17 protein-coding genes are annotated in these 21,454 nt (G+C 69.1%); 10 read left to right on the top strand and 7 right to left on the bottom strand.

The annotated features are described in order from the left end of the window. Positions 1 to 36 precede the first annotated feature (36 nt). Positions 37 to 3,375 (top strand): alginate lyase family protein, encoded by a 3,339-nt coding sequence (locus FXF51_RS08795; protein WP_262379368.1) that lies wholly within the window; start codon positions 37 to 39, stop codon positions 3,373 to 3,375. Positions 3,376 to 3,504: 129 nt separating this feature from the next. On the opposite strand, the gene FXF51_RS08790 is transcribed toward FXF51_RS08795, so the two are convergent. Continuing rightward, entirely contained in the window at positions 3,505 to 3,738 is a 234-nt protein-coding gene (locus FXF51_RS08790) for a hypothetical protein (RefSeq protein ID WP_148433764.1), read from the bottom strand. A gap of 229 nt (positions 3,739 to 3,967) precedes the next feature. On the opposite strand from FXF51_RS08790, the gene FXF51_RS08785 reads away from it, so the two are divergent. Further along, positions 3,968 to 4,321 (top strand): helix-turn-helix domain-containing protein, encoded by a 354-nt coding sequence (locus FXF51_RS08785; RefSeq protein ID WP_148433763.1) that lies wholly within the window; start codon positions 3,968 to 3,970, stop codon positions 4,319 to 4,321. A gap of 27 nt (positions 4,322 to 4,348) precedes the next feature. Here the strand turns inward: FXF51_RS08785 and FXF51_RS08780 are convergent, their stop codons facing one another. Then, positions 4,349 to 4,939, bottom strand: coding sequence for a ClpP family protease (locus FXF51_RS08780; protein WP_148433762.1), 591 nt, complete (start codon positions 4,937 to 4,939; stop codon positions 4,349 to 4,351). Next, on the bottom strand, positions 4,936 to 5,562 hold the full coding sequence (locus FXF51_RS08775) for a ClpP family protease (protein WP_148433761.1): 627 nt from the start codon (positions 5,560 to 5,562) through the stop codon (positions 4,936 to 4,938). Before FXF51_RS08775 ends, FXF51_RS08780 begins: the two co-directional genes overlap by 4 nt. 504 nt (positions 5,563 to 6,066) lie before the next feature. On the opposite strand from FXF51_RS08775, the gene FXF51_RS08765 reads away from it, so the two are divergent. Continuing rightward, positions 6,067 to 6,678, top strand: a complete 612-nt coding sequence (locus FXF51_RS08765; protein ID WP_148433760.1) for a DUF6461 domain-containing protein — start codon at positions 6,067 to 6,069, stop codon at positions 6,676 to 6,678. 503 nt (positions 6,679 to 7,181) lie between these two features. On the opposite strand, the gene FXF51_RS08760 is transcribed toward FXF51_RS08765, so the two are convergent. Beyond that, on the bottom strand, positions 7,182 to 8,564 hold the full coding sequence (locus FXF51_RS08760; protein WP_222871195.1) for an FAD-dependent oxidoreductase: 1,383 nt from the start codon (positions 8,562 to 8,564) through the stop codon (positions 7,182 to 7,184). A 349-nt stretch (positions 8,565 to 8,913) separates the two neighbouring features. On the opposite strand from FXF51_RS08760, the gene FXF51_RS08755 reads away from it, so the two are divergent. Continuing rightward, positions 8,914 to 9,330, top strand: coding sequence for an ATP-binding protein (locus FXF51_RS08755; RefSeq protein WP_187414260.1), 417 nt, complete (start codon positions 8,914 to 8,916; stop codon positions 9,328 to 9,330). Positions 9,331 to 9,886: 556 nt separating this feature from the next. After that, the gene (locus FXF51_RS08750; protein ID WP_187414259.1) at positions 9,887 to 12,271 is read left to right on the top strand and encodes a right-handed parallel beta-helix repeat-containing protein; all 2,385 of its coding nucleotides are present in this window, start codon (positions 9,887 to 9,889) and stop codon (positions 12,269 to 12,271) included. Positions 12,272 to 12,369: 98 nt separating this feature from the next. Here the strand turns inward: FXF51_RS08750 and FXF51_RS08745 are convergent, their stop codons facing one another. Next, positions 12,370 to 13,251 carry a TIGR03854 family LLM class F420-dependent oxidoreductase gene (locus FXF51_RS08745; RefSeq protein WP_148433757.1) on the bottom strand — a complete coding sequence of 294 codons (882 nt, stop codon included), beginning with the start codon at positions 13,249 to 13,251 and terminating at the stop codon, positions 12,370 to 12,372. Between the two features lie 134 nt (positions 13,252 to 13,385). Between FXF51_RS08745 and FXF51_RS08740 the strand changes: the two genes are divergently transcribed. Further along, the gene (locus FXF51_RS08740; RefSeq protein WP_316247611.1) at positions 13,386 to 14,285 is read left to right on the top strand and encodes a bile acid:sodium symporter family protein; all 900 of its coding nucleotides are present in this window, start codon (positions 13,386 to 13,388) and stop codon (positions 14,283 to 14,285) included. Positions 14,286 to 14,439: 154 nt separating this feature from the next. Beyond that, complete coding sequence (locus FXF51_RS08735) at positions 14,440 to 17,640, top strand: BTAD domain-containing putative transcriptional regulator (protein WP_148433755.1); 3,201 nt, start codon at positions 14,440 to 14,442, stop codon at positions 17,638 to 17,640. 10 nt (positions 17,641 to 17,650) lie between these two features. On the opposite strand, the gene FXF51_RS08730 is transcribed toward FXF51_RS08735, so the two are convergent. After that, positions 17,651 to 17,866, bottom strand: a complete 216-nt coding sequence (locus FXF51_RS08730) for a 2TM domain-containing protein (RefSeq protein ID WP_148433754.1) — start codon at positions 17,864 to 17,866, stop codon at positions 17,651 to 17,653. Between the two features lie 124 nt (positions 17,867 to 17,990). Between FXF51_RS08730 and FXF51_RS08725 the strand changes: the two genes are divergently transcribed. The 3 genes from FXF51_RS08725 to FXF51_RS08715 all read left to right on the top strand — a co-directional run bounded on the left by FXF51_RS08725 (position 17,991) and on the right by FXF51_RS08715 (position 20,688). Continuing rightward, positions 17,991 to 18,794 (top strand): alpha/beta fold hydrolase, encoded by an 804-nt coding sequence (locus FXF51_RS08725; RefSeq protein ID WP_148433753.1) that lies wholly within the window; start codon positions 17,991 to 17,993, stop codon positions 18,792 to 18,794. 129 nt (positions 18,795 to 18,923) lie between these two features. After that, positions 18,924 to 20,159 carry an MFS transporter gene (locus FXF51_RS08720; protein ID WP_148433752.1) on the top strand — a complete coding sequence of 412 codons (1,236 nt, stop codon included), beginning with the start codon at positions 18,924 to 18,926 and terminating at the stop codon, positions 20,157 to 20,159. 22 nt (positions 20,160 to 20,181) lie between these two features. Beyond that, positions 20,182 to 20,688, top strand: a complete 507-nt coding sequence (locus FXF51_RS08715) for a monooxygenase family protein (protein WP_148433751.1) — start codon at positions 20,182 to 20,184, stop codon at positions 20,686 to 20,688. Positions 20,689 to 20,807: 119 nt separating this feature from the next. Here FXF51_RS08715 and FXF51_RS08710 read toward each other — a convergent pair whose 3' ends face one another. After that, entirely contained in the window at positions 20,808 to 21,299 is a 492-nt protein-coding gene (locus FXF51_RS08710; protein WP_148433750.1) for a hypothetical protein, read from the bottom strand. Between the last annotated feature and the right edge of the window lie 155 nt (positions 21,300 to 21,454).

Here is a 21,454-nt window from a genome sequence, read left to right as displayed (position 1 = left end):
GCGTTTCTGTCGCCGGGCAGTGCCGCCGTCGCCGACATGTCGGATCTCGGCGGGCTGCTCGACCTGACGCGCCCGGGGCTCGGCGGGGTGGCGGCCAAGCTGGCCGCCGGTGATGAAGCGGGCGCCGCGAGCGAGCTCAAGGTGTATTACGCGGGCCGCGACGACGTCCACTACCCGGCTCCGGCCGAGGGCCTGGGCGGTGGCGACTCGGGCCCCGACGAGCTCGCGGCGGGGATCTTCCGGTTCGGCGCCGAGACCCGCAACTTCTACGACAGCGCCGAGCAGCGGATCGACATCGACTGGCAGGACCTCTGGGGTGGGACGCAGACCACCCCGGGCGGCGCGCAGACTCTGATGAGCGACTTCACGTTCATCCCCAAACTGACGTACGCCTACGTGTCCGAGAGTGACCCGGCCAAGCGTGCGGCGTACGCGGCGGCATGGATGGACATCTCGCTGGACTTCTTCGCCGACAATCAGAGCTGGCCGCAGAACCGCAACCTGTCGGCGGCCAAGCGGCTCGCCCAGTTGGTCAGCGCGTTCTCCGTGTTCCGGGCCGATCCTGGCATCGACGCGAGCGATCTCGTGGCGTACCTGTCCGGCGTGCACGCCACGACGGACTTCCTCGTCGGCGTGATGCAGATTCATGTCGGAAACAACTGGTACGTGTCGATGGCCCGCTCCGTCTACGCGGCGGCCGTGTTCCTGCCCGAGTTCTCGTCATCGCCTGGCTCGGAGTGGTTCGCGGTGCGCTCGGCCGAGCGGTTCCTGCGCGCGTACTTGAAGGGCGACGGTGTGTACCGCGAGCCGGCGTTCAACTATCAGGCATACGTGGCGGACATCCTCAACTCCGTCATAGCGGTCGGGGGTGCCAACGGGCGAACCCTTCCTGATGCGCTCGTCCAGGCGGCGGACTGGATCGCGGATTCGCTGTTCGCGACGCGTCAGCCGAATCTCGAACCCGCGGCGATCGGCGACACGCCGAACAACGACGCGGGTACGTCGGCCATTCGCAGGAGCGGTGTACGCAACTCCTGGCCCGATTTCACCTGGGTCGCCTCCGGTCGGACGCAGGGGACCGCCCCGACGCTGCCGTCCACGGTTTTTCCGATCAGCTTCGCGGTCCAGCGTTCCGGATGGGACGCCGATGCCCGGTACATGCTGATCAACAACCAGAATTCCAGTTACACCGCCTCGCATCGGCATCCGGACGACCTCAGCCTGGTGATGGCGGCGTACGGGCGTCCGCTGATCGTCGACTCCGGGGTGGGGGACTACAGCCCGACTGAAACGAACGAGTGGATGCGCCGCAGGACCGCGGCGCACAACACCATCGAGGTCGACGGGCTCTCGCAGCAGAAGGGTGTCCCCCGCACCACGTCGCTGTGGCGCTCGAACGCGGGCCTCGACATCTACCGCGGTGCGGCGATGGGCTACCGGCCGGTCGAGCACGATCGCGCGGTCTACTTCGTCAAGCCCGGCTTCTGGGTGGTCTCCGACGCCCTCACCGGTGACACCGCCGCGCACGACTACCGGCAGCTCTGGCACTTCCCCGGTGATCCGGTGACCGTCAATCCGACGACGAAGGTCGCCACGGTCGGGTTCGACACCGTGCCCGGAGCCGCCCCTGTCGCCGGCGTGCGGCTCATCCCGGTGGCGACGGCCGGCGCCGCGGTGACCCCCACGGTCCACAAGAACGGCGCCGTACGCGTCGGCGAGCAGGTGCTCACCAACGTCGACTACCTGTCGTACGACTGGTCCTCCACCGGGCCGACGGGACTGGACACGGTCGTGGTTCCCGGCCAGGCCGGCGCGGCGCCCTCGGTGACGGCGAAGCGCATCGCCATGCCCGGGGTGAGTCACTCCGTGGCGACGGCGATGGAGATCGCCCTGCCGGGCGCGACCGGACGCTTCTACCTTTCGCGCGAGGCGAATCCCTCGTCGAGGGCGTTCGGAGCCGCCACGACCAACGGCGAGACCGCCTACCTCGAGCGTGCTTCGGGCGGCGGGCTCACCAGGTACGCGCTGACCAGAGGGACGTCGCTGATCGACCAGGACAACACCGTCGTCAGCGCATCCGCACCGGTGTCCGACGTCAGTGTGGAACTGCGCGGCGCGACCGCCCGGATCTCGCTCGGGGACCCGTTCACCGGCACGCTCTCCATCTACGCGCCGAACGCGAACGCGGTGATGGTGAACGACACCCCGATCGCCTTCACCCGCACGGGCGACCTCATCACCGTGTCGATCGAGGAACACTTCGCCCCGGCACCCGTGCTCAACGACGAGTTCGACGACGCCGGCCTGGACCGTACCGTCCATGACTTCAACGCAACCCTTGGCGGCTGGACGCCGGTCCAGGGGACCTGGGCGCTGACCGGCGCAAAGCTGGCACAGACCTCGACCGCGGACATGATGTCGTTCGCGGCTCTGCAGGACGTACCCGATGACGTGGTCATGGCCGCGGACATCGTTCCCGGGTCACGCGGCCAGACGACGTCCCGGACCGGTCTCGCGTTCCGCTACCACGATTCCCGCAACTACTACCGGGCCGAGGTGCTCAACTCCACGTCGGGAGCGACGCTGAAGCTCGTGAAGATCTACGACTCGAAGACCGAGGTTCTCGCGGAGACCGCACTGCCGAGCAGCGCCAACGTCCCGCACAAGCTGATCGTGTCCGCGATCGGGAGGCATCTGAGCGCCAAGGTCGGCGACACGTCGATCTCCGCGGACGACGGACAGCTGCCGACGGGTGGTGCCGCCGCCTTCACGCATCGGCGGGCCGCGACCTTCGACGACATCGTGATCAGGGAAGGGCTCGATCAGGCCAGCTGGCGAGGGATGACAGGGTCTGTGTCCGTCGCCTCGGGCAAGTTGCGCCTCACGCCGCCTGACGGTGGCCGGGCGCACGTACTGGCCGACTCGACACTGCCGAAGCGCTTCTCCGAGGCGTGCGATTATGTCGTGGAGACCACGGTCACGATCGACGGATCCGTCGGCAACGCGGGAATCTCGCTGCGGGACACCACGGACGCGTACGGGTATCGGATCCACGTCGGCAAGACGAGCAACGGAACCCAGTACGCGAGCATCATCCGCGAGGCTCACGCGTCGGGTCCCGTCACCGTGGCCACGGCATCCATCAGCAATCCGTTGACCGGTCCTGTGCGGCTGGGGGCGGCGGTTCACGGCGATCGCATCACTGTGACGTTGGACGGCGCTCAGGTCCTGAAGGGTCGTGACACCGTCGTGCGCAGCGGGGGTGTCGGGCTTTACGCATCCACGGAGAGCTCGTTCGAGAACGTCACTGTCGCTGGGTCCTGCGGGGGGAGGGAACGACTGCGGCCAAGTGTTCCCGGCGCCGGCAACCGCTGAGACCACTCACGATCAGAAGCGGGCTCCCGGTGGCTGAGGTGGTGTCTGAGCAGCTCAGCGGCCAGGAGCCCGTGGTCGTGAACGTCTTGCGCCTGGAGGGCGTGGAAACTCGGCCCCAAGGCACACCCTTCAGGCGTGCTGCAGGGGCTCGCCGCGACGACCGGCCCGTCCGGCGGGGAGGTGCTGCGCCGCGGCCCCGACCTGGCCGTCCGCGAGGCCGGGCTTGGGTACGGCGGAGGAATCCCAGGACACGTCACGGCGCGGCTGAGCGTCCACGATCAGTCCTCGGCGGGGCTGCCGCGCGATCCTCACGACCTCCAGCAGGTACGGGGTCGCGTCGTACACCTCGCCGGGTGTGTTCATCCATTGGAGCGGCCCGTGCCGCAGACCTCTCCGCCGGACTCGACGGCGCCGCCGCCAGCTCCCGCAGCAGGCCGGGCACCGTGGCCGGAGGCTTCACCGAGTGGTCGCCGCCGCGACGACCGCTCGGTGAGCGCGCGAACGGCCTGAGGCTGGGCAAGGGTAGGCGGAGACGGTTCCGCTCTGCGCGAAGCCGGCAGAACTCGAACGCGCCATCGACCTATGGTGAGGTATGGCCACACCCCTGCCGTCGCGTCCAGCGATCAATCGGACCGCCCCCGAGCCGTCTCCGGCTCGCGAGCCGCTGTGGCGGCAGGTGCTCGGTGAGTGCTTGCGAGGGCTTCGCCATGAGCGGGGCGAGAAGCTGAGCGAGACGGCAAGCCGCGCCGGAGTCTCGCCGCAATATCTCTCCGAGATCGAACGAGGCGTCAAGGAGCCGTCGAGCGAAATGATCGCCGCGGTCGCCGGGGCGCTGGATGTGACCCTGGTCGATCTGACCCTTGCCGTTGCCGAGAGTTTGCGGCCCGCTCAGCAGGGCGCGTCGAGAGGTGCCACCTGCTCGGCGGCGTACGCTCTGGCCGCGTAGCGCGGCTTGCCGGGCTTGTCCACGGGCCTATGAACGCTCCTCGATGATCTGGTCGAGGAGCCCGTACTCCATGGCCGCGGTAGCGGTGAACACGCGATCGTGATCGGTGTCGGCGCGCAGCGTCTCGACCGTCTGGCCGGTGTGCCGTGAAAGTATGCGCTCGATGTCCGCCCGGACACGTACGACCTCGTCGGCCTGCAGGATGAGATCGGGGATCGCCCCGCGTCCCTGGGCTGCCGGCTGGTGCAGGATGATCCGTGCGTGGGGAAGAGCGGCACGTTTGCCTTCGGCGCCCGCGGCGAGAAGTACGGCACCCACCGCGACGGCCTGTCCCACACAGGTCGTCGAAACCCGCGGGCGGATATGGCGCATGGTGTCGTAGATCGCGAGCATCGCGCTCGGGTCTCCGCCTTCGCAGTTGATATAGAACTGGATTTCCGCCTCGGGATTGTCCGATTCCAGAAAGATCAGCTGCGCGATGAGAGCATTCGCGACGCCCGCGTCGATTGCGGTGCCCAGGTAGACGATCCGCTCGGTGAGCAGGTGCGAGTAGACATCCATGATCCGCTCGCCACGAGGGTTCGAGGCGATGACGTTCGGGATCGTATATGTGGTCACTGGCCGACTCCTTGGGGAACGCCGAATCCGAGCCGTGGGCGGTTTTGCGGCGCGATCTCGTCGAAGTTCTGCACGATGGTGTCGATGAAGCCGTAGTCCAGGGCTTCCTGTGCCGTGTACCAACGATCGTGCAGAGAGTCCTCGAATATGCGCTCGACAGGCTGACCTGTGTCCTCGGCAATCAGACCGAGCACCGTGTCGCGCGTATGCCGAAGGTCGCCGGCCTGCAGCTCGATGTCGACCGCGGTGCCACCGATTCCCGCCGAGCCCTGGTGCATCAGGACTCGTGAGTGCGGCAGAGCGCGGCGCTTCCCACGGGCCCCCGACGACAGCAAGAACTGCCCGGCGCTGTAAGCGATGCCCAGGACGAGGGTCGATACGTCACAGGGAATGATGCGCATGACGTCGCGGATCGCCAGCATCGACGGGACCGAGCCGCCTGGGGAGTGAATCCACAAGGCGATGTCGGACGACGCGTCCTGCGTGGCGAGTGCCATCAGCTGGGTGGCCAGCAGCGTTCCGTTGTCGTCGTCGAGAGGGCCGTCGAGAACGAGAACTCGCTGCTCATAGAGCTCGCGTCTCATTCGTGGGTTGAACATCGGAAGTTTCGATTCTTCGCTCATGCGTCCATCTTGTGAGGCGATCCGGACCGGCGTCGACACGATCTGCCTGGGGCAGATCTGCTCTGAGCAGCGAGAGCTGCTGAGCCGGGGACAGCGCGATCCAGGACGGTTTCGTTCGGCTCCGCTTGTCGAGCCGACTTGTGGATCGTCTGGGCACCGATGTCCAGGTCGCGAGTCTCCGGCAGCACCGAAACGTAGGTGTCGGCGGTCAGCACGACGCTGGCATGCCCCAGCATGGCCTGCACGACCTTCAGATCGGTGCGTACCTGGCCGTCAGCCGCTACGGAACGCCCCCAGCGCGCGTCTCGCCATCAGGGCTCGCAGAGGCCCCTGATGGACGGGGCGAGTGTTGCGGCGGAGAGGCCCGAGGTGTTAAGAGAGCTCGACTAATGAAGGACGGCGCACCGCCCACGCCTTCTTCGTGATGTCCAAGCAAGGTAATTCGTAACCCACCTTTGAGGAGGGGGCAGCCGCAGGATGCCCCCTCCTGCTCGAGAGGCGGCCATGCAGTCACCGACCTACCTGCACGACCTTCTGGCCTCGACCCTCTTCACGGAGGGGCTCGACGGCGACATGGACCTGTGGGCGCTGGAATTCAGCGCCGGCTGGATCAAGGGCGCGGATCTCGGCACGCTCGCTTCGATCTACCACTTGGACCTCTCCACCCGCACGCCGTGCTACCTGAGTGAGATCCTCGATCGGAACATCGACGACGAATCTCTCTGGATCGCCGAGGTCGGAGACTGGATCAGCATCCTGCCGGCAACCGCCGACCGCGACCATCTGCTGTCCATCACCGCAGACGGTCGTGAGGCCTTCGGCCTCAGCATGGACATCAGCAATCGGGACCACCTCCATTACGCTCGCGACGGACGCCTGGTGACCTCATTCAGTCCTTCCCAGCCGGAGTCACGCTTCGGCGACGAGCCATACGCGCTCGATCATCTGATGGAGGGGCTGCGTTTCCAGATCAGCGCGGACGACGTCTTCGACGACCGCGTTGAGCGGGAGGAGAGCGTCAGCTCTGCCTTGGCCTTGATCGGGCGCTTCACAGGAACCGACATCGCCGCCGACTGGTTCGAGGCGCAGCACTCGTGCGTCCGGCCCATCTCCTGACGACTCATGCTCAGCGCATGCGCTACGCCGACCGGCGCGCCCCCGCGCTGACCGGTCGCGATGATCTCGGCGGTCAGACAGGGATGCCACACCGCTGGGGCTCATGGCGGTGGTCGGCTCCGGCTCCGGTTCCCCCGGTCGGCGGAGACGGTGCCGTGAGCGGAGCGAGGCACCGTCAGGTCCGGGCTCTTCCTGGCCCTGGCCTGCGCGGTCTTCTCGACGACGGCCGGGACGCCGGGCGTCCTGACCAGGGGTGCTGCTGTTCGTGGCGGGCGCGATCCACATCATCGGGGAACTGCTCCACGTCGCGGGCTCGTGGGGGTCTCGGCGGGGCTCATGCCCGCGGACGCCCAGGACGGCTCTCGCGCCCGCGGACCCCGCGAGGCCGTCCTGACCCCGCGTCGGGGCCGCCGGGTCCGCTTCCGGAGCGCCCTCCGCCAGCAGGGCCGCCAGACGGTCAGGTCGTGGCGGCACAGCAGGACGCGGAGCCTCGCCTCGAAGGGCTACAGTCTGTCGGCCAGTCGCCGGGCCGCGACCTGTACGATCTCCCACGCGGTGGCGAACGGCGGCGCGTAGGACAGGTCGGACCAGGCCAGGTCGTCGACGGTCGCGCCGTGCCACAAGGCGGTGGCGACGGCGTCGACGCGTTTGCCGGCGCCACGCCCGCCGACGATCTGCGCGCCCATCAGCCGGCGATCCGACGGTGCGGCCAGCAACTTCACCGTGATCGGGTCGGCCTCGCTCATGTAGCCGCTGGCCGTGCTGCCTTCTGTGACCAGGGACGTCACCTCGATGCCTGCGGCGGCTGCCTCATGCTCGCTCAGACCGGTGCGGGCGATCTCCAAGTAGGTCGTGTCCACGGCGAACCGGGTGATCGCGGTGCCCAGCACGCCGCCGAAGCGCAGCGCGCCCGGTGTGACGAGGTTGGTGCCGACGATGCGGCCCTGTTTGTTGGCGTGGGTGCCGAGCGGCAGGTAGGTCCACGTGCCGGTGAGCCGATGCCGGGTCTCACAGCAGTCACCGGCGGCCCAGATCCCGTCGGCCAGGCTTCCGTCCGGCTCGGGTCGCAGCGCGCCGCTCGGGCCGCTCGGCAACTCGGCGAGATCAAGGTAAGCGGTGTTCGGAGTGACCCCCAGCGCCAGCACGACCAGGTCCGCCGGGTGGAGCTCGCCGTCCGCCGTGTACGCGCCCCGCACCCGTCCGTCCGCCACGTCCAGCCGTACGACCGGTAAGCCGGTCAGAACCCGTACCCCCGCCTCGTGCATGCCCTTCTCGATTCGAGCGGACAGGTCCGGGTCCATGGAGCTCATCACCCGATTGCGGGTGATCACGGTGACCGTGTGGCCACGCCTTCTGGCGGCCTCGGCCATCTCGACGCCGATGTAGCCGCCACCGGCGATGACCACCCGGCCGCCGCCTCCGGGCAGTCCCGCGAGCAGGTCCAGCCAGGCGGCGCCGTCGGTGAGCGTCTTGACCGGCGCGACGCCGGCATACCGCTGCCCGGTACGGGGATCGACGGCCCAGTCCGGCACCACGGCCGACGCACCGGTCGCGATCACCAGCTCGTCGTAGCCCAGCACCTGCTCACCGGCGGCATCCCGGTAGGTGACGGTGCGGGCCTGCCGGTCGATCCCCGTCGCGGTGGCGCCGAGTCGCAGGTCGATCCCGGCTTTCCGGTGCTGCTCGGCGGTGCGGGCCACCAGGGCGTCGGCGCTGGACACGTCTCCGGCGACCCAGTAGGGGATGCCGCAGGCGGAGTACGACGTATCGCCGGTCGCCTCAAGCGCGGTCACGGCCAGCTTGGGTCCGGCCGTCCGGATCGCCTGGTGCGCCGCGCTCATCCCTGCCGCATCGGCTCCGATGACCAGCAGGCGGGTGGTGCTCACCGGGTCATGTCAATCGAGGTCATGGCTCGGAGCCTAGCCAGCTCTGGACGAAGGCGTAGCCCGCTGAGCGCTGGGCACGCTGGGCGGCATCGTCCGGGGGAGGCCGGGGAGGCCGGGGACGCGCTGTGGATCGTCGCGACGTCGTCGGAGGGCGGAAGCGGAACTGCTCGTCGCCGATCGTGATCAGGTCGCCCTGCGGCGCCGATCAGGAGCAGCCGGGCACGTGAGAAGCGCGCACATCGACTCCCGACAGTGAGCGGTAAGCGAGCGGCAGGGAACCGGCAAGCGGGATCGACATCCTTGGAGGTATCAGGCGGTACGAGCCGATGCACCTGCGGAGGCGATGGAAATGACCGGCACCGAGAGGCGGGAGTTCCCGTCCCTGCTCGAAGAACTCGGGCGCGTGCGCCGGTTCGTGGTCGGCGTCGTGGCCGGTCACCCCGCTGAGGACGACGTGGTCCTGGCCGTCTCCGAGCTGGCCGCCAATGCCGTCGAGCACTCCGCCGCCAGGCGTGACGACAGCTTCGAGGTGCGCATCACCCATCTGGCCGACGCCGTCCGGGTCGAGGTGCACGACCACGGTGGCGCGGGCAGGCCGCGGCCTGGTGTGGCCGGGGCGGAAGCCACTCGGGGGCGCGGGCTGTTCCTCGTGGACCACCTCTCCCGAGACTGGGGCATCACCCACAAGCCCGATCACACGGACGTCTGGTGCGAGATCGGCTGCACCTGCACGGAATCAACGGGACTCGGAACGGCCGCTGCCTGAAGGGCCTGCCCGGTTGAGGATTCGTCCAGAACTTCCGTCATGAGGAGCGCATCCAAGATCCCGCTGGCGTGTTGCTGGACGGGGGTCCTCAGCGGCCCGGCGATCACTGGCTTGGCGCGGGGGCCGGACCGTGACCTCGGAGGACCTGGCGGCACGAACTGCCCTGATCGACACGAGTAAATTCCCGAGTGTATATTCTCGCCCGATTGCAAGATCCGTTCCGTTTCCAGGCCGCTTCCGGAAGGAGCGCGTTGAGCTGCGCTCGCCTCGCCGGTAGCTGCTCGCCGATCGGTTCTGGCAGTCACAGTCGCATTCGGCGACGAAGAGACCGATGCGCCCTGGTCCCCCGCAACGTAGCGATGCCTGCGGTGGAGACTCCAAGCTCGAAAGGCAAGATGTGAAAGCACGCTTTACCCCTGCTCGGACAGCGCTGGCGGTGCTGACGGCACTGCCGGCCGCAGGTGCGATCCTGTTATCCCCCGGCCATGCCGCCGCCGCGGCGGATCCGCCGTGGCCGACCTCACCCCCGGCCCTGATCTGCGGTAACGACGACGTCTTGACCGGGCCGTCCACCCCGCCCGCGGGGGCCATCACGGTTCCGGCCGGGGACAACGAGAAGTTCGACTTCGGCAAGTCCGGCGCGACGTACTGGTTCGAACCCGGGGTGCACACGTTCGGCACCGACAGATACGGCCACATCAACGTGGTGGAGAACACCACCTTCATCGGCGGGCCCGGCGCGATCTTGGACGGTCGCAGGCTCAACAAGTACGCGTTCGTCGGCGACGTCCCGAACGTGACCATCAAGTACCTGACCATCAAGAACTTCGGCCTCGACGACCCTCTCGACAACCGCAACTTCGATGAGGGAGTCGTCAACCACGACACCGCCCCGAACTGGACGATCTCGTACAACACCATCTCCAACAACGATGGCGCCGGCATCTACATCGGCAGCAACAACGTCGTGTCGTACAACTGCCTGAAGGAAAACGGTCAGACCGGCTTCGGTGGTTACCGTCCGCAGGTGGAGAACGACTCGTCCCAGAAGAACCTCGTCCTCGACCACAACGAGATCGTCGGCAACAACACCGACGACTGGGAGAGCCGGGTCCCGGGGTGCGGCTGCACCGGCGGCGGCAAGTTCTGGGATGTCAACGGCGCACGGGTCACCAACAACTACGTGCACGACAACAAGGGTCCTGGCCTGTGGGCGGACACCAACAACATCGACTTCCTCTTCGAGGGCAACTTCATCGATCACAATGACGGTGAAGGCATCTGGTACGAGATCAGCTACAACGCCACGATGCGCAACAACACCATCACCCGCAACGCGTGGGTGAGCGGCCGGCGCAATCAGGGCTCGCCCGGCCCGGCCATCTACCTGTCGGAGTCCGGGGGCGACTCTCGCCTGGCCAGCACGGTGAGCGGCGCCGCCGCCATCCGTGTCTACGACAACCTGATCAAGGACAACTTCTCCGGCGTGTCGATCTTCGAGAACGCCGACCGCTTCTGCAACTCCAACGGCAACACCAGCTCGGGGTACTGCACGCCGTTGGTCAAGCCGACGCGCATTCCGCAGCCGTTCGACAAGACCCACGCCAACCCGATCAACAGCAGCCACCCCTGCTTCACCGACATCAAGAACGAGCCGTACCTGACCGACTGCCGCTGGCACGCGAAGAACATCGACGTCCGGAACAACGAGTTCCGCTTCGACAAGACCGTCGTACCGTGCGCCGGCCCCTTCTGCGGCGCGCAGGCGCTCATCGCTGCCGGCGTCGACGACATCCCGTGGTCGCCGTACACCGCCGCGGGCGTGCTGAACGACGTGATGTACAACAACAACAACAAGTTCCACGACAACGAGTACCACGGTGACTGGCGGTTCGCGAAGGGGTACGGCGACGCGGTCTCCTTCAACTCGTGGCGGGGCGCGCCGTTCAATCAGGACGCCGGCAGCACCTTCGACGGTGACGCGGGCGGCGAGCCGATCGGATACAGCGATCTGGACGAGGACACCTCCAGGCTGTGGACGTCCATGGGCAGGTGGCAGAGCTGGTACTCGGCGACGCCCACGCTTTCCACCGACGCGGCCCACGGCGGAAAGCACGGTCTCCGGGTCGAGGTGACCAGTGGGTCCGGGTGGGGAGTGGGCACCAGCAACCATCCGGGCTTCCGCACGACCCCGGGCCCCAAGAAGATCGGCCTGTGGGGCAAGCTCGGATCGGGCACGAATCTTCAACCGTTCATGAGGGTCAAGTGGCTGAATCGCGCCGAGGAGATCCTTCAGACCGATGACGTCAGGCTTCCCGTGCTCACTGACACCTGGCAGGAGGCGTCCGCGCTCGTCGACGCGCCGGCCGGGACCGCCACGGCCCTGATCACGCTGCACGGCACCGGAAGCACGGGCGACTCCCTGTACCTGGACGACTTCACGGTCGGCCCCCCGTCCGACACTCCGCCCCCGGACGGACCCAACATCGTGGACGCCGACACCGCCGGGGAGGGGCCGACGGTGGGGAGCTGGAAGTCCTGGTACTCCGCCGACGTGGCCGTGTCCACCCAGGAGGCCCACTCCGGCACCGGCAGCCTGTGTGTCACGGTCACCAGTGGTTCTGGCTGGGGGATCGCCCTGTCCAACTGGCCGGGCTTCACCGCCGAGGCCGGTGGCAAGCGCATCAGCTACTGGGGACGGCAGGGAACCGGCGCCGTCACGGGGGTGACCCTCCGGCTGAAGTGGTTCGACGCCGGTCAAGCGCTGTTGAGGACCGATCTGGTGCCTCTGACCGGGTTGACCGCCGACTGGCAGCAGGCGACCGGCAACGTCACGGCCCCCGACGGGACAGCGACCGTGCAGCTTGAGTTCTACGGCAGCTCGGGCACCGCGAACGACAGCGTGTACCTCGACGACCTGCGGATCACCAACACCGCCTGATCGTTGGTCGGCGCTGGGAGCGATCTCAGCGCCGACCGCCGTTCGAAAGCTCGAAGCAGCGCCGATTGCGGATCGAAGGTCCCTCCACCGGGTTGTGCTCAGTTCTGCAGCGGCATGAGGTGTTCGGCGAACTCGTCGAGCCAGCGCTCGGCCGAGGGCACGGGCGCGGCGGGCCGTACGACGAACTTGGTGATCCCCGCCTCGACGAAGCGCCCGATCAGGTCGCGGGCGGCGGCCCAGCCGACCGGGACGATCCCGGCAGGGTCGGCGCCGGGGTTGCGCCGGGCGATGGCGTCGATCACGGTGGCGGGGATCTCGGTCGCGGCCACCGCGAGGCTGGTGCCGTAGTGGTCCGCCTCGATCTCGCGGCCGGCCTCTGCCGCGTGCGCCGCGATCGCCGTACGGCCGGCGGCGGCCTGGCCGGGGGTGAGGAAGCTGGCCAGCCAGCCGTCGGCGAGCCGGCCGGCGCGGCGCAGGGCGCGCTCCCCGCTGCCGCCGACCCAGATGTCGAGCGGCTTGGCCGGCAGCGGGCCGACCCCGGCGTTCCGCACCGTGAAGAACTCGCCGTGGAAGGTCACCTTCTCCTGTCGCAGGAGCAGCTTGAGCAGTTCGAGCGACTCGTCGAACACCGCGCCGCGTGGCCCGGGGACGGGGAACGCCTCCCGTTCTGCGGGCCTGGCCGGGGTCAGCCCGAAGACGGGCAGCACGCGCTTGGGGGCGAGCGCGGCGAGCGAGGCGAGTTGCTTGGCCACCCGCACCGGGTGGCGGCCCGGCAGGATCGCCACCCCCGTGCCGACCTTCAGCCTGCGGGTGGCGGCCAGCGTGTAGGCCATGCCGACGACGGGCTCGACGGACGGCCCGTGGACGATCTCCGACAGCCACAGGGAGTCGATCCCGAGGGCCTCGGCCCGCTCCGCGAGCCCGGCGAGGTGGCCGGGGGTGTCTCCAGGAGGCGGCGCTATCCCGATGCGTACCTTCATCGGCCCATTATCGGCCCATTATCGGCGCGGCCCCGGGATCGACTGCTTGTGCCCCGATGCTGCCGGCTCGCCGCTCTCCGGACGGGTCAGCCTGGGACGAGTACCCTACCGGGACTGGTGGGAGTGCCGGGAGAATGTCCGCCATGGGCTCCTCGTTGATCTTAGCCAGCCTCCCCATTGCCATCGGCATCGTCATGCTCGGCCTAGGTCTCAGCCTGACCCTGGACGACTTCCGGCGAGTGGGCCGGTATCCGAAGGCGGCCGTGGTCGCGCTGCTGTGCCAGATCGTGCTGCTGCCGGCGATCTGCTTCGGCCTGGTGCTCGCCTTCGGGCTCCCGCCGGAGCCGGCGGTCGGGATGTTGCTGGTCGCGGCATCGCCCGGTGGCCCCGCGGCCAATCTGTTCAGCCACCTGTTCGGCGGGAACGTCGCGCTGAACGTCACGCTCACCGCGATCAACTCGGTGCTGGCCGTGGTCGCGCTGCCGATCGTGGTGAACCTCTCGGCCGGGTTCTTCCTGCCCGATGGGGCCGCGCTCGGGTTGCAGTTCGACAAGATCATGCAGGTGTTCTCGATGGTGGTGGTGCCGGTCGCGATCGGGATGCTCGTGCGCGCGCGGGCGCCGGAGGTGGCGCGGCGGCTCAACCTGCCCGTCCGGGTGCTGTCCGTTGTGGTCCTGCTCGGGGTCATCTACGCCGTGCTGTACGCGGAGCGGGAGAACCTCGTCGGCTATTTCGTCTCGGTCGGGCTGGCCGCGCTCGCTTTCAATGTCGTGAGCCTGCTGATCGGCTACGGCGTGCCGCGCCTGGCCGGTGTCGACCACCGTGCGGCGACCGCGGCCGGGTTCGAGATCGGCATCCACAACACCGGTCTCGCCATCACGATCGCGCTGAGCCCGACGCTGCTCAACAGCGCCGAGATCGCCGTCCCCGGCGCGGTGTACGGCATCGTCATGTTCTTCACGGCGACCGGGTTCGGCTGGTTGATCAACCGCCGGAGGCAGGTTCCGGCCGGATCATCGGCGCCGGTGGCCTGAGCCGCCGAAGAGGTTGCTGAGGCCGCGCGAGGTCGACAAACCCCAGCAAGGCCACCCTTCTACCAGCAAATCCCGGGCCCATATACTCGGTGCACGCTGCGGTCCCACACGGGTCGCAAGCGGACCGACGTGTCATGTCCATCCAGGAGTCGACGTGACTGGGCCCGCCCATCCCGTTCGGCCCGACGGCGAAGATCCGCCGACCGGCGCCGGTTCGCCGCGTCTCCAGGTCCTCGGTCCGTTGCGGCTGTGGCGTGACGGCGCCGAACTGGACGCCGGCCCACGGCAGCAGGCGCAGCTGCTGTCCCTGCTCCTGGCGCGGGTGGGCCATCCGGTCAGCACGAGAGAACTGATCGACCTGATCTGGGCGGACGACGCCCCCGCCAGCGCGCTCAACCTCATCCAGAAGTACGTCGGAGCCCTGCGGAGGGTGCTCGAACCCGAGGTTCCCGCCCGGGCGGCCGGGACGTACTTGCACCGCCGCGGCAACGCGTACGTGTTCAGCGCCGGCCCCGGCACGCTGGACCTGGCCACGTTCCGGGAACTTCGCGAAGCCGCACAGGACGCCCTCGCCCAGGGAGCTGACGACGTGGCGCTCGGCCACTACGTCCAGGCGATCGGCCTCTGGCGTGGCCCCGCGGGGGACGGGCTGTCCCATGGACCGACCGCGGTGCCGATCCTGGCCGCTCTCGACGACGAGTTCTACGCCGCCTGCGCGGCAGCGGCCGAACTAGCCGTGTCGTTACGCCGGCCGGAGCGGGTGATCCCGCCGTTGCGACTGGCCGCGTCGATGGCGCCGTTCCACGAACCCGTACACGCCGCTCTCATCACCGCACTCGGCGCCGCTGGACGGCAGGCGGCGGCGCTGTCGGCGTTCCACGCGGTCCGTGACCGCCTCGCCGAGGAGCTCGGCATCGACCCCGGCCCGGCGCTGCAGGCCGCTCACCTGCGGGTGCTCACGCAGACCCCGGCGTCGCCGGTGGCGACGAGCACGGAGAACGAGGGGGACCCCGCACCGGCGAGGCACGCAGCCGGCCTGGTCGGCCGGGGCGAGGAGCTCGGCGTGCTGCGGCAGGCCATCGAGGCCGCGCTCGCCGGCCGCACCGGGCTCGCCATCGTCGAAGGCGAACCGGGCTCGGGCAAGACGCGCCTCCTGGAAGAGGCCGTCGCCGCGGATCGGCGTGGCGCGCTCGTCGTCTGGGCCTCCTGCCTGGAAGGCGATGGGATGCCCTCGATGTGGCCGTGGGAGCAGGCGCTCACCGTCGTCCTCGACAGCCTGCCCGCGCCGGCGCGCGAGAAGTGGCTGGCCGGCGAGCTCGGCCGCCTCCTCGAATCCAGGGACGATGACGCCGCGCCGCCGCCTTCCGGCGGACGCGCCCAGTTCCGCCTGTTCGAGCAGGTCGTCACGTTCATCGGCCAGGCCTCGGCGGAACGGCCGACGCTGCTCGTCATGGACGATCTGCAATGGATCGACGCCACCTCGCTTCAGCTGTTCAACCACCTGGCGAGCCGGTTACCCGCCGGCACCGCGATCATCGGCGCCCTCCGCGACCGCGCACCCACACCCGGCCCCGACCTGTCGCGGGCACTGGCCGCCGCCAGCCGGCTGCCCAACCACCGCAGGATTCACCTCGGCCCGCTCAGCCTGACCGACGTGGCCGAACTGATCCGCCGCGAGACCGGCCGCGAACCCGGCACGGACATCGCCCGCAACATCCACGTTCGCACCGCGGGCAATCCCTTCTTCGTCCGCGAACTGTCGCGGCTTCTCAGCGACCGCGGCGCGCTCGGCGACGGCGACGCCTCGGCCAGGGCCGGGGTGCCGTCCACCGTGCGGGACGTCGTTCGCGATCGGCTGGCGGACCTCGACGACAGCACTCGCGACCTGCTGCGGGTCGCCGCGCTGATCGGCCGCGACGTGGAGCTCGGCCTGCTCGCCCGCACCGCCGGCATCGACGTCGCGGACTGCCTCGAACGCCTCGAACCGCTGCGCGCGCTCGGCCTGCTCGAAACAGGGCCGGAGGGCCCGTTCACGTGGCGTTTCGCGCACGACCTGGTGCGCGAGTCCGTCACCGGGACAACGGAACAGCTCCGGGCCGTCCGGCTGCACCTGCGTGTCGCGGACGCGCTCGAAGAAGGCCACGCGGACGACGAGTCCGTCATCGAACGGCTCGCCTTCCACCTGTGCGCGGCCGGTCCGCTCGCCGAGCCGGTTCGTACCGTGGAGGCGTTGAAGCGCGCCGGTCGTCGCGCGACGACCAAGCTCGCGTTCGCCGCCGCCGACCGGCACCTGGAAACGGCCGCCCAGATCGCGCGGACCGCCGGGCTCCCGGAACTCGAGCTCTCCGCCCTCTCGCTGCTGGCCATCGCCCCGCGCCGGCAAGCCGGATTCGGCGGCACCACGTTCGATCTGCTGGAACGTGCGGAGCACCTGGCCCGCCGGCTCGGCCGGGAGGTCGAGGCCGCCGGGCTCCTCTTCGCCCGCCTCTTCGGCGCCTACACCTTCCTGGAGTGGGACCGCGTCCGGCTGGTCCGCCGGTTGTACGAGCAGGGGGAGGCGTCCTGCGACCCGGTCGTCCGTGTGTACGGCCGGCAAGCCTGGGGCCTGCACCAGTGGGACGTCGGCAACATCGGCGAGGCGTTGCGATGCTTCAGCGAGAACAACCCCGCCCTGCTCGACGGCGTTGTCTCCGCGCACAGTGAGACCCCGATCCGGCGTGACGTCTCAGGCGAGTGGCCCGGCTGGCATGCCGTCGTCACCGCACTGCACGGTGACCCCGGGACGGCGGGCACCATCATCGACAAGTGGAACGGCCCCGACGACTCGTACGCGGTCGCGACCTGGGCCTACTACACCGCCATCATCGCTTCGATGGCCGGTGACGCGGACTGGGTGCTGCGCACGATCGATCGGTGGATGACCGTGGGCACCGGCCGCGCCGCCGTCCAGCAGGAGCACTACATCCGGCTGATCTGGCACTGGGCCCGCGCCCTCGCCGGCGACGACCCGGCCGGCATCGCGGCGGAGACCGACGAGATCCTGGCCGGGACGCTGGTCGACCCGCCGCGGTGGGGCGTCGCGTACCACCATGCGCTGAGCGCCGAGATGTGGCTGGCCGCCGGGCTGCCGGACCAGGCGGGCAGCTCACTCGACCGAGCGGACCAGGCCCTCGAGGCCTACGGCCAGCGCTACGCCGAAGGGCTGGTCCTGCTGCTGCGGGCGCGCCTGCTGCACGCCCGCGGCGAACCCGCCGAAGTCGTACGGGCGGCTGCGGAAGAGGCCCGCGACCGGTCCAGCGAACGCGGGTCTCACTTGTTCGCGCGCCGCGCCGAGAAGTTCCTCGCCGAGCTTTGAACGTGGTCGGTCAGTGCGCGATGTGCGACCGGGGCGGCGAGTAATTGCTCCAGACGTGGAAGATCAGCCCGATGCCCCAGAAGACGATCGACCACAGCGGCCAGAAATGGCTTCCCGAGTCGTAGAGGACCCACACCACCACCTGGGCCAGGTTGGACAGGACATAAAAGAGCACGTGAATCCGTAGGCCCCACTTCCTGGCGGCCTCGCTCTTCTGCGTTTTCATGCCTGCACGCTAGATCGACGTACTTCCCGAAGACTGACCTGCCGAGTTCAGTGGTCGTCAAGTAACCGGGACCTACGCTGACCCGCAATCGAGGTGCCCATCGCAGTTCTGAAAGGACCACACTATGACGACGACCCGCCGGGCGATGCTGGCCGGATCCGCCGCGGTCGCCACCAGCGCCCTGCTGAGCACGTCCGAGGCGCAGGCACAGGCGCAGCCCCAGGAGGAAGCCAAGCCCAGACCCACCGTGGTGCTCGTGCACGGCGCGTTCGCCGATTCCTCCGGCTGGAACGACGTCAGCGCCAAGCTCATCCGCGAGAACTATCCGGTGATCGCCCCGGCGAACCCGCTGCGCGGCGTGGCCTCCGACTCCGCCTACCTGGCCTCCATCCTCGCCACCATCAGCGGCCCGATCGTCCTTGCCGCGCACTCCTACGGCGGGATCGTCATCACCAACGCGGCGACCGGCAACCCGAACGTCAAAGCGCTGGTCTACGTGGCCGCGTTCGCCCCCGACCAGGGTGAGTCGCTGCTGGACCTGCAGACGAAGTATCCGGGCAGCAAGCTCAACGAGGCGGCGCTGGACATCCGTCCCTACGGCGACGGGCTCGTCGACGGATACATCAAGAAGGAGGCGTTCCACGACGTCTTCGCCAAGGACGTGCCCAGGGCGACCACCAGCCTGATGCAGGCCGGCCAGCGGCCCGCCGACACGCGCGCGCTAGGTGAGCCGTCCGGCGCCCCGGCCTGGAAGACCACTCCCTCCTACTACCTCATCGCCAGGAACGATCAGGTGCTTCCCGTCGCGGCACAGCGCTTCATGGCGCGGCGGGCCGGCTCACGGGTTCACGAGGTCAGCGCCTCGCACGTCGCGATGATCGCGCAGCCGTCCGTGACCGCCGACCTCATCAGACGCGCCGCGCGCTGACCTCCCGGAGGACAGCGACGCATGAGTGGCCGGGCCGGGACCTCGACGAGCTGACCGGCACCGAGGCCACGGGCGGGCGGCGACCGCCGCCCGCACCTGACCCCCGTTGATCGTCTGGAGGACGCAACGATGCATCAACGTGCCTACGAGGGCCAGTGCACAGCCGAAGAGGACCGGCACACCCTCGCCGAATCGCCCGTCCGCGATCCGCGGCCGACGGTGTTCGCGCTGGCGTTGGGCACCTTCGCGATCGGTACCGGCGAGTTCGGCAGCAACGGCATCATCCAGTTGTTCGCGTCCGATCTGGGCGTGTCGATCCCCGTCGCGACGCACGCGATCACCGCGTACGCCCTGGGGGTGGTGATCGGATCCCCGGCGATCACTCTGCTCGCCGCCCGGGTCAACAGACGCGCCCTGCTGCTCGGCCTGATCGCGCTGTTCCTGCTCGGCAACTCGCTCTCCGCGCTGGCGTCGAACATCGAGCTGCTCGTCGTGTTCCGGTTCGTCGCCGGAAGCGTGCAGGGCGCGTTCTTCGGTGCGGGCGCCGTCGTCGCCGCGTACATGTACGGGCCGGGCAAGGGCGGCAAGGCGTTCGCCACCGTGATGGGCGGCCTGACCGTCGCCACCATCTTCGGGTCGCCGCTCGGCACGTTCATCGGCCAGAGCGCCGGCTGGCGCGCCATGTACTGGGTCGTGGTCGTCATCGGCCTGCTCGCCGGCGCCGCCCTGGTGGCCTGGCTGCCACGTACCGACGACCTGCGCGGCGGCTCCGTCGCGGCCGAGCTGGGCGCCCTGCGGCGGCGCAACGTCTGGCTGATGGGCGCCGTCGCCGCACTCGGCATCTCCAGCATCTTCGCCGTCTACACGTTCATCGGCCCGTTCGTCACCGACGCGGCGCTGCAGGACGCCTCGCTCATCCCGATCGCGCTCGCCGTCTTCGGCCTCGGCATGGCGGTCGGCAACCACCTCGGCGGACGCGTCGCCGACCAGCACGCCAACCGCGGCCTGACCTGGGGGTACGGCGGGGTGCTCGCGCTCCTGGTGCTGATCGGCGTGGCCGGCGGCAACCTGGCGATCCTGCTGCCCTGCCTGTTCGGCGTCGGCGCGACCATGATGTTCGCGATCCCCACCATCCAGGTCCGGCTGACCGGCTTCGCGCCGGGCGCCCCGACCCTGATGGGTGCGCTCAACCTGGCCGCGCTCAACCTGGCCAACTCGCTGGGCGCGATCGGCGGCGCGATCACCCTCGAAGCCGGCTGGGGGACCCTGTCGACCGTCTGGGCCGGCTTCGCCCTCACCACCGCCGGGCTCCTCCTTTACCTCGTGACCGTGGCCCGGGTGAAGCCCGCACCAGTCCATGCCTGACCTGAACCGTAAGGAGCATCGAATGCCCACTCGAGTGACCCGGCAGACCGTCGATCTGTCCGCCTACCCGGACCTCATGGTCCTCTACCTCGGCATGCGCGTGAACCAGCTGTACGGGATCCGGACCTTCTTCAGCTTCGGCCGGAAGATCAGTGAGTCGGTCGCGGGCAAGCCGGACGGGCTGCTGCTGCACGAGCCCGTGTACTACTCGTTCTTCCCGATGAACATGGGGATGCGCCAGTACTGGCGGGACCTGCCGTCGCTGCTCGACTTCGCCCGGTCCGAGCCGCATCGGGAGTGGTGGCTCGACTTCCTGCGGGACTCGGGCGGCACCGGTTTCTGGCATGAGACGTACTCGGCCAGGGGCGGCATGGAGGCCGTCTACGACGACGTTCCCGAGCCGCTCGGGTTCGGTCGATTCGCCGGTATCAGGCGAGCTCGTGGACCCATGTTCGGCTCAGCGGCCCGCTTGGGACGCTCCGACGACGGCAGCCCGGTCCTGAGCGAGAGGGACCTCTACGGGTCCTAGCCACGCGGGGCTCCTTCCCGTCGAGCGCGAACAACGGGGAACGGCGCCGCCCGGGTCACGACAGGGACATCGCTGTCCCCGTCATGACATTCGCTCATGGGGGCTTCATGGCGCCGGGCTCAACCGAGGTTCACGCGGGTCAAGGAGTTGACGCGCATCGCCATGATGCTCACGTTGAAGATCGAGATGTTCGAGGTCGTGGTCGCGTTGCACGACAACCGCACGAGCCCGGAGGTGCTCACGGTACGCGCCGTGACCACCGCCAGGCTGGCCAACTGGCCGTTGGGGCCCAGCGAGGCGACCGTGCGGCTGTTGTTGGTGCTGCTCTCGCTGATGATCAGCAGCGTGCAGGCCAGGCCGGACGCTACGGCCGTGTTGTTGCGGCCCGTGATCGTGGCCTCGGCGGTCCAGCTCCCGGCCGGGACGTTGAAGTCGAAGAAGACGTTCGCGGCGCCCGTCGCCGTCCGGGTGGCGAACGTGTCGACGATGATCACTTCGGGGGGCACCGCGGCGGACGCCGGGACCGTTAAGCCGATACCGGCGAGCGTTGCCACCGCCGCGACCCACATCGCCCGACGGCCGCGTACCTTCTTGAGAATCGCAGCTGACATGCCGCATCACTCCTCGCATCGGAGGGCGGCGATCGGCCGCCCGACTACGCTCCGATCGTGCCTTGCGGCGTTGCGCAACCGTCGCATCCGCATCCGTGCCAACAGCGGGCCCACAGACGCCGCTGGTGGGGAAGAACCAGTGATGCCGACGCGCC

Origin of the sequence: Nonomuraea sp. PA05 (assembly GCF_008086045.1) — a bacterium.
Lineage (GTDB): Bacteria > Actinomycetota > Actinomycetes > Streptosporangiales > Streptosporangiaceae > Nonomuraea > Nonomuraea monospora.
The sequence above is the reverse complement of the archived record's forward strand: the minus strand, read 5'-3'. Positions and strand labels throughout refer to the sequence as shown.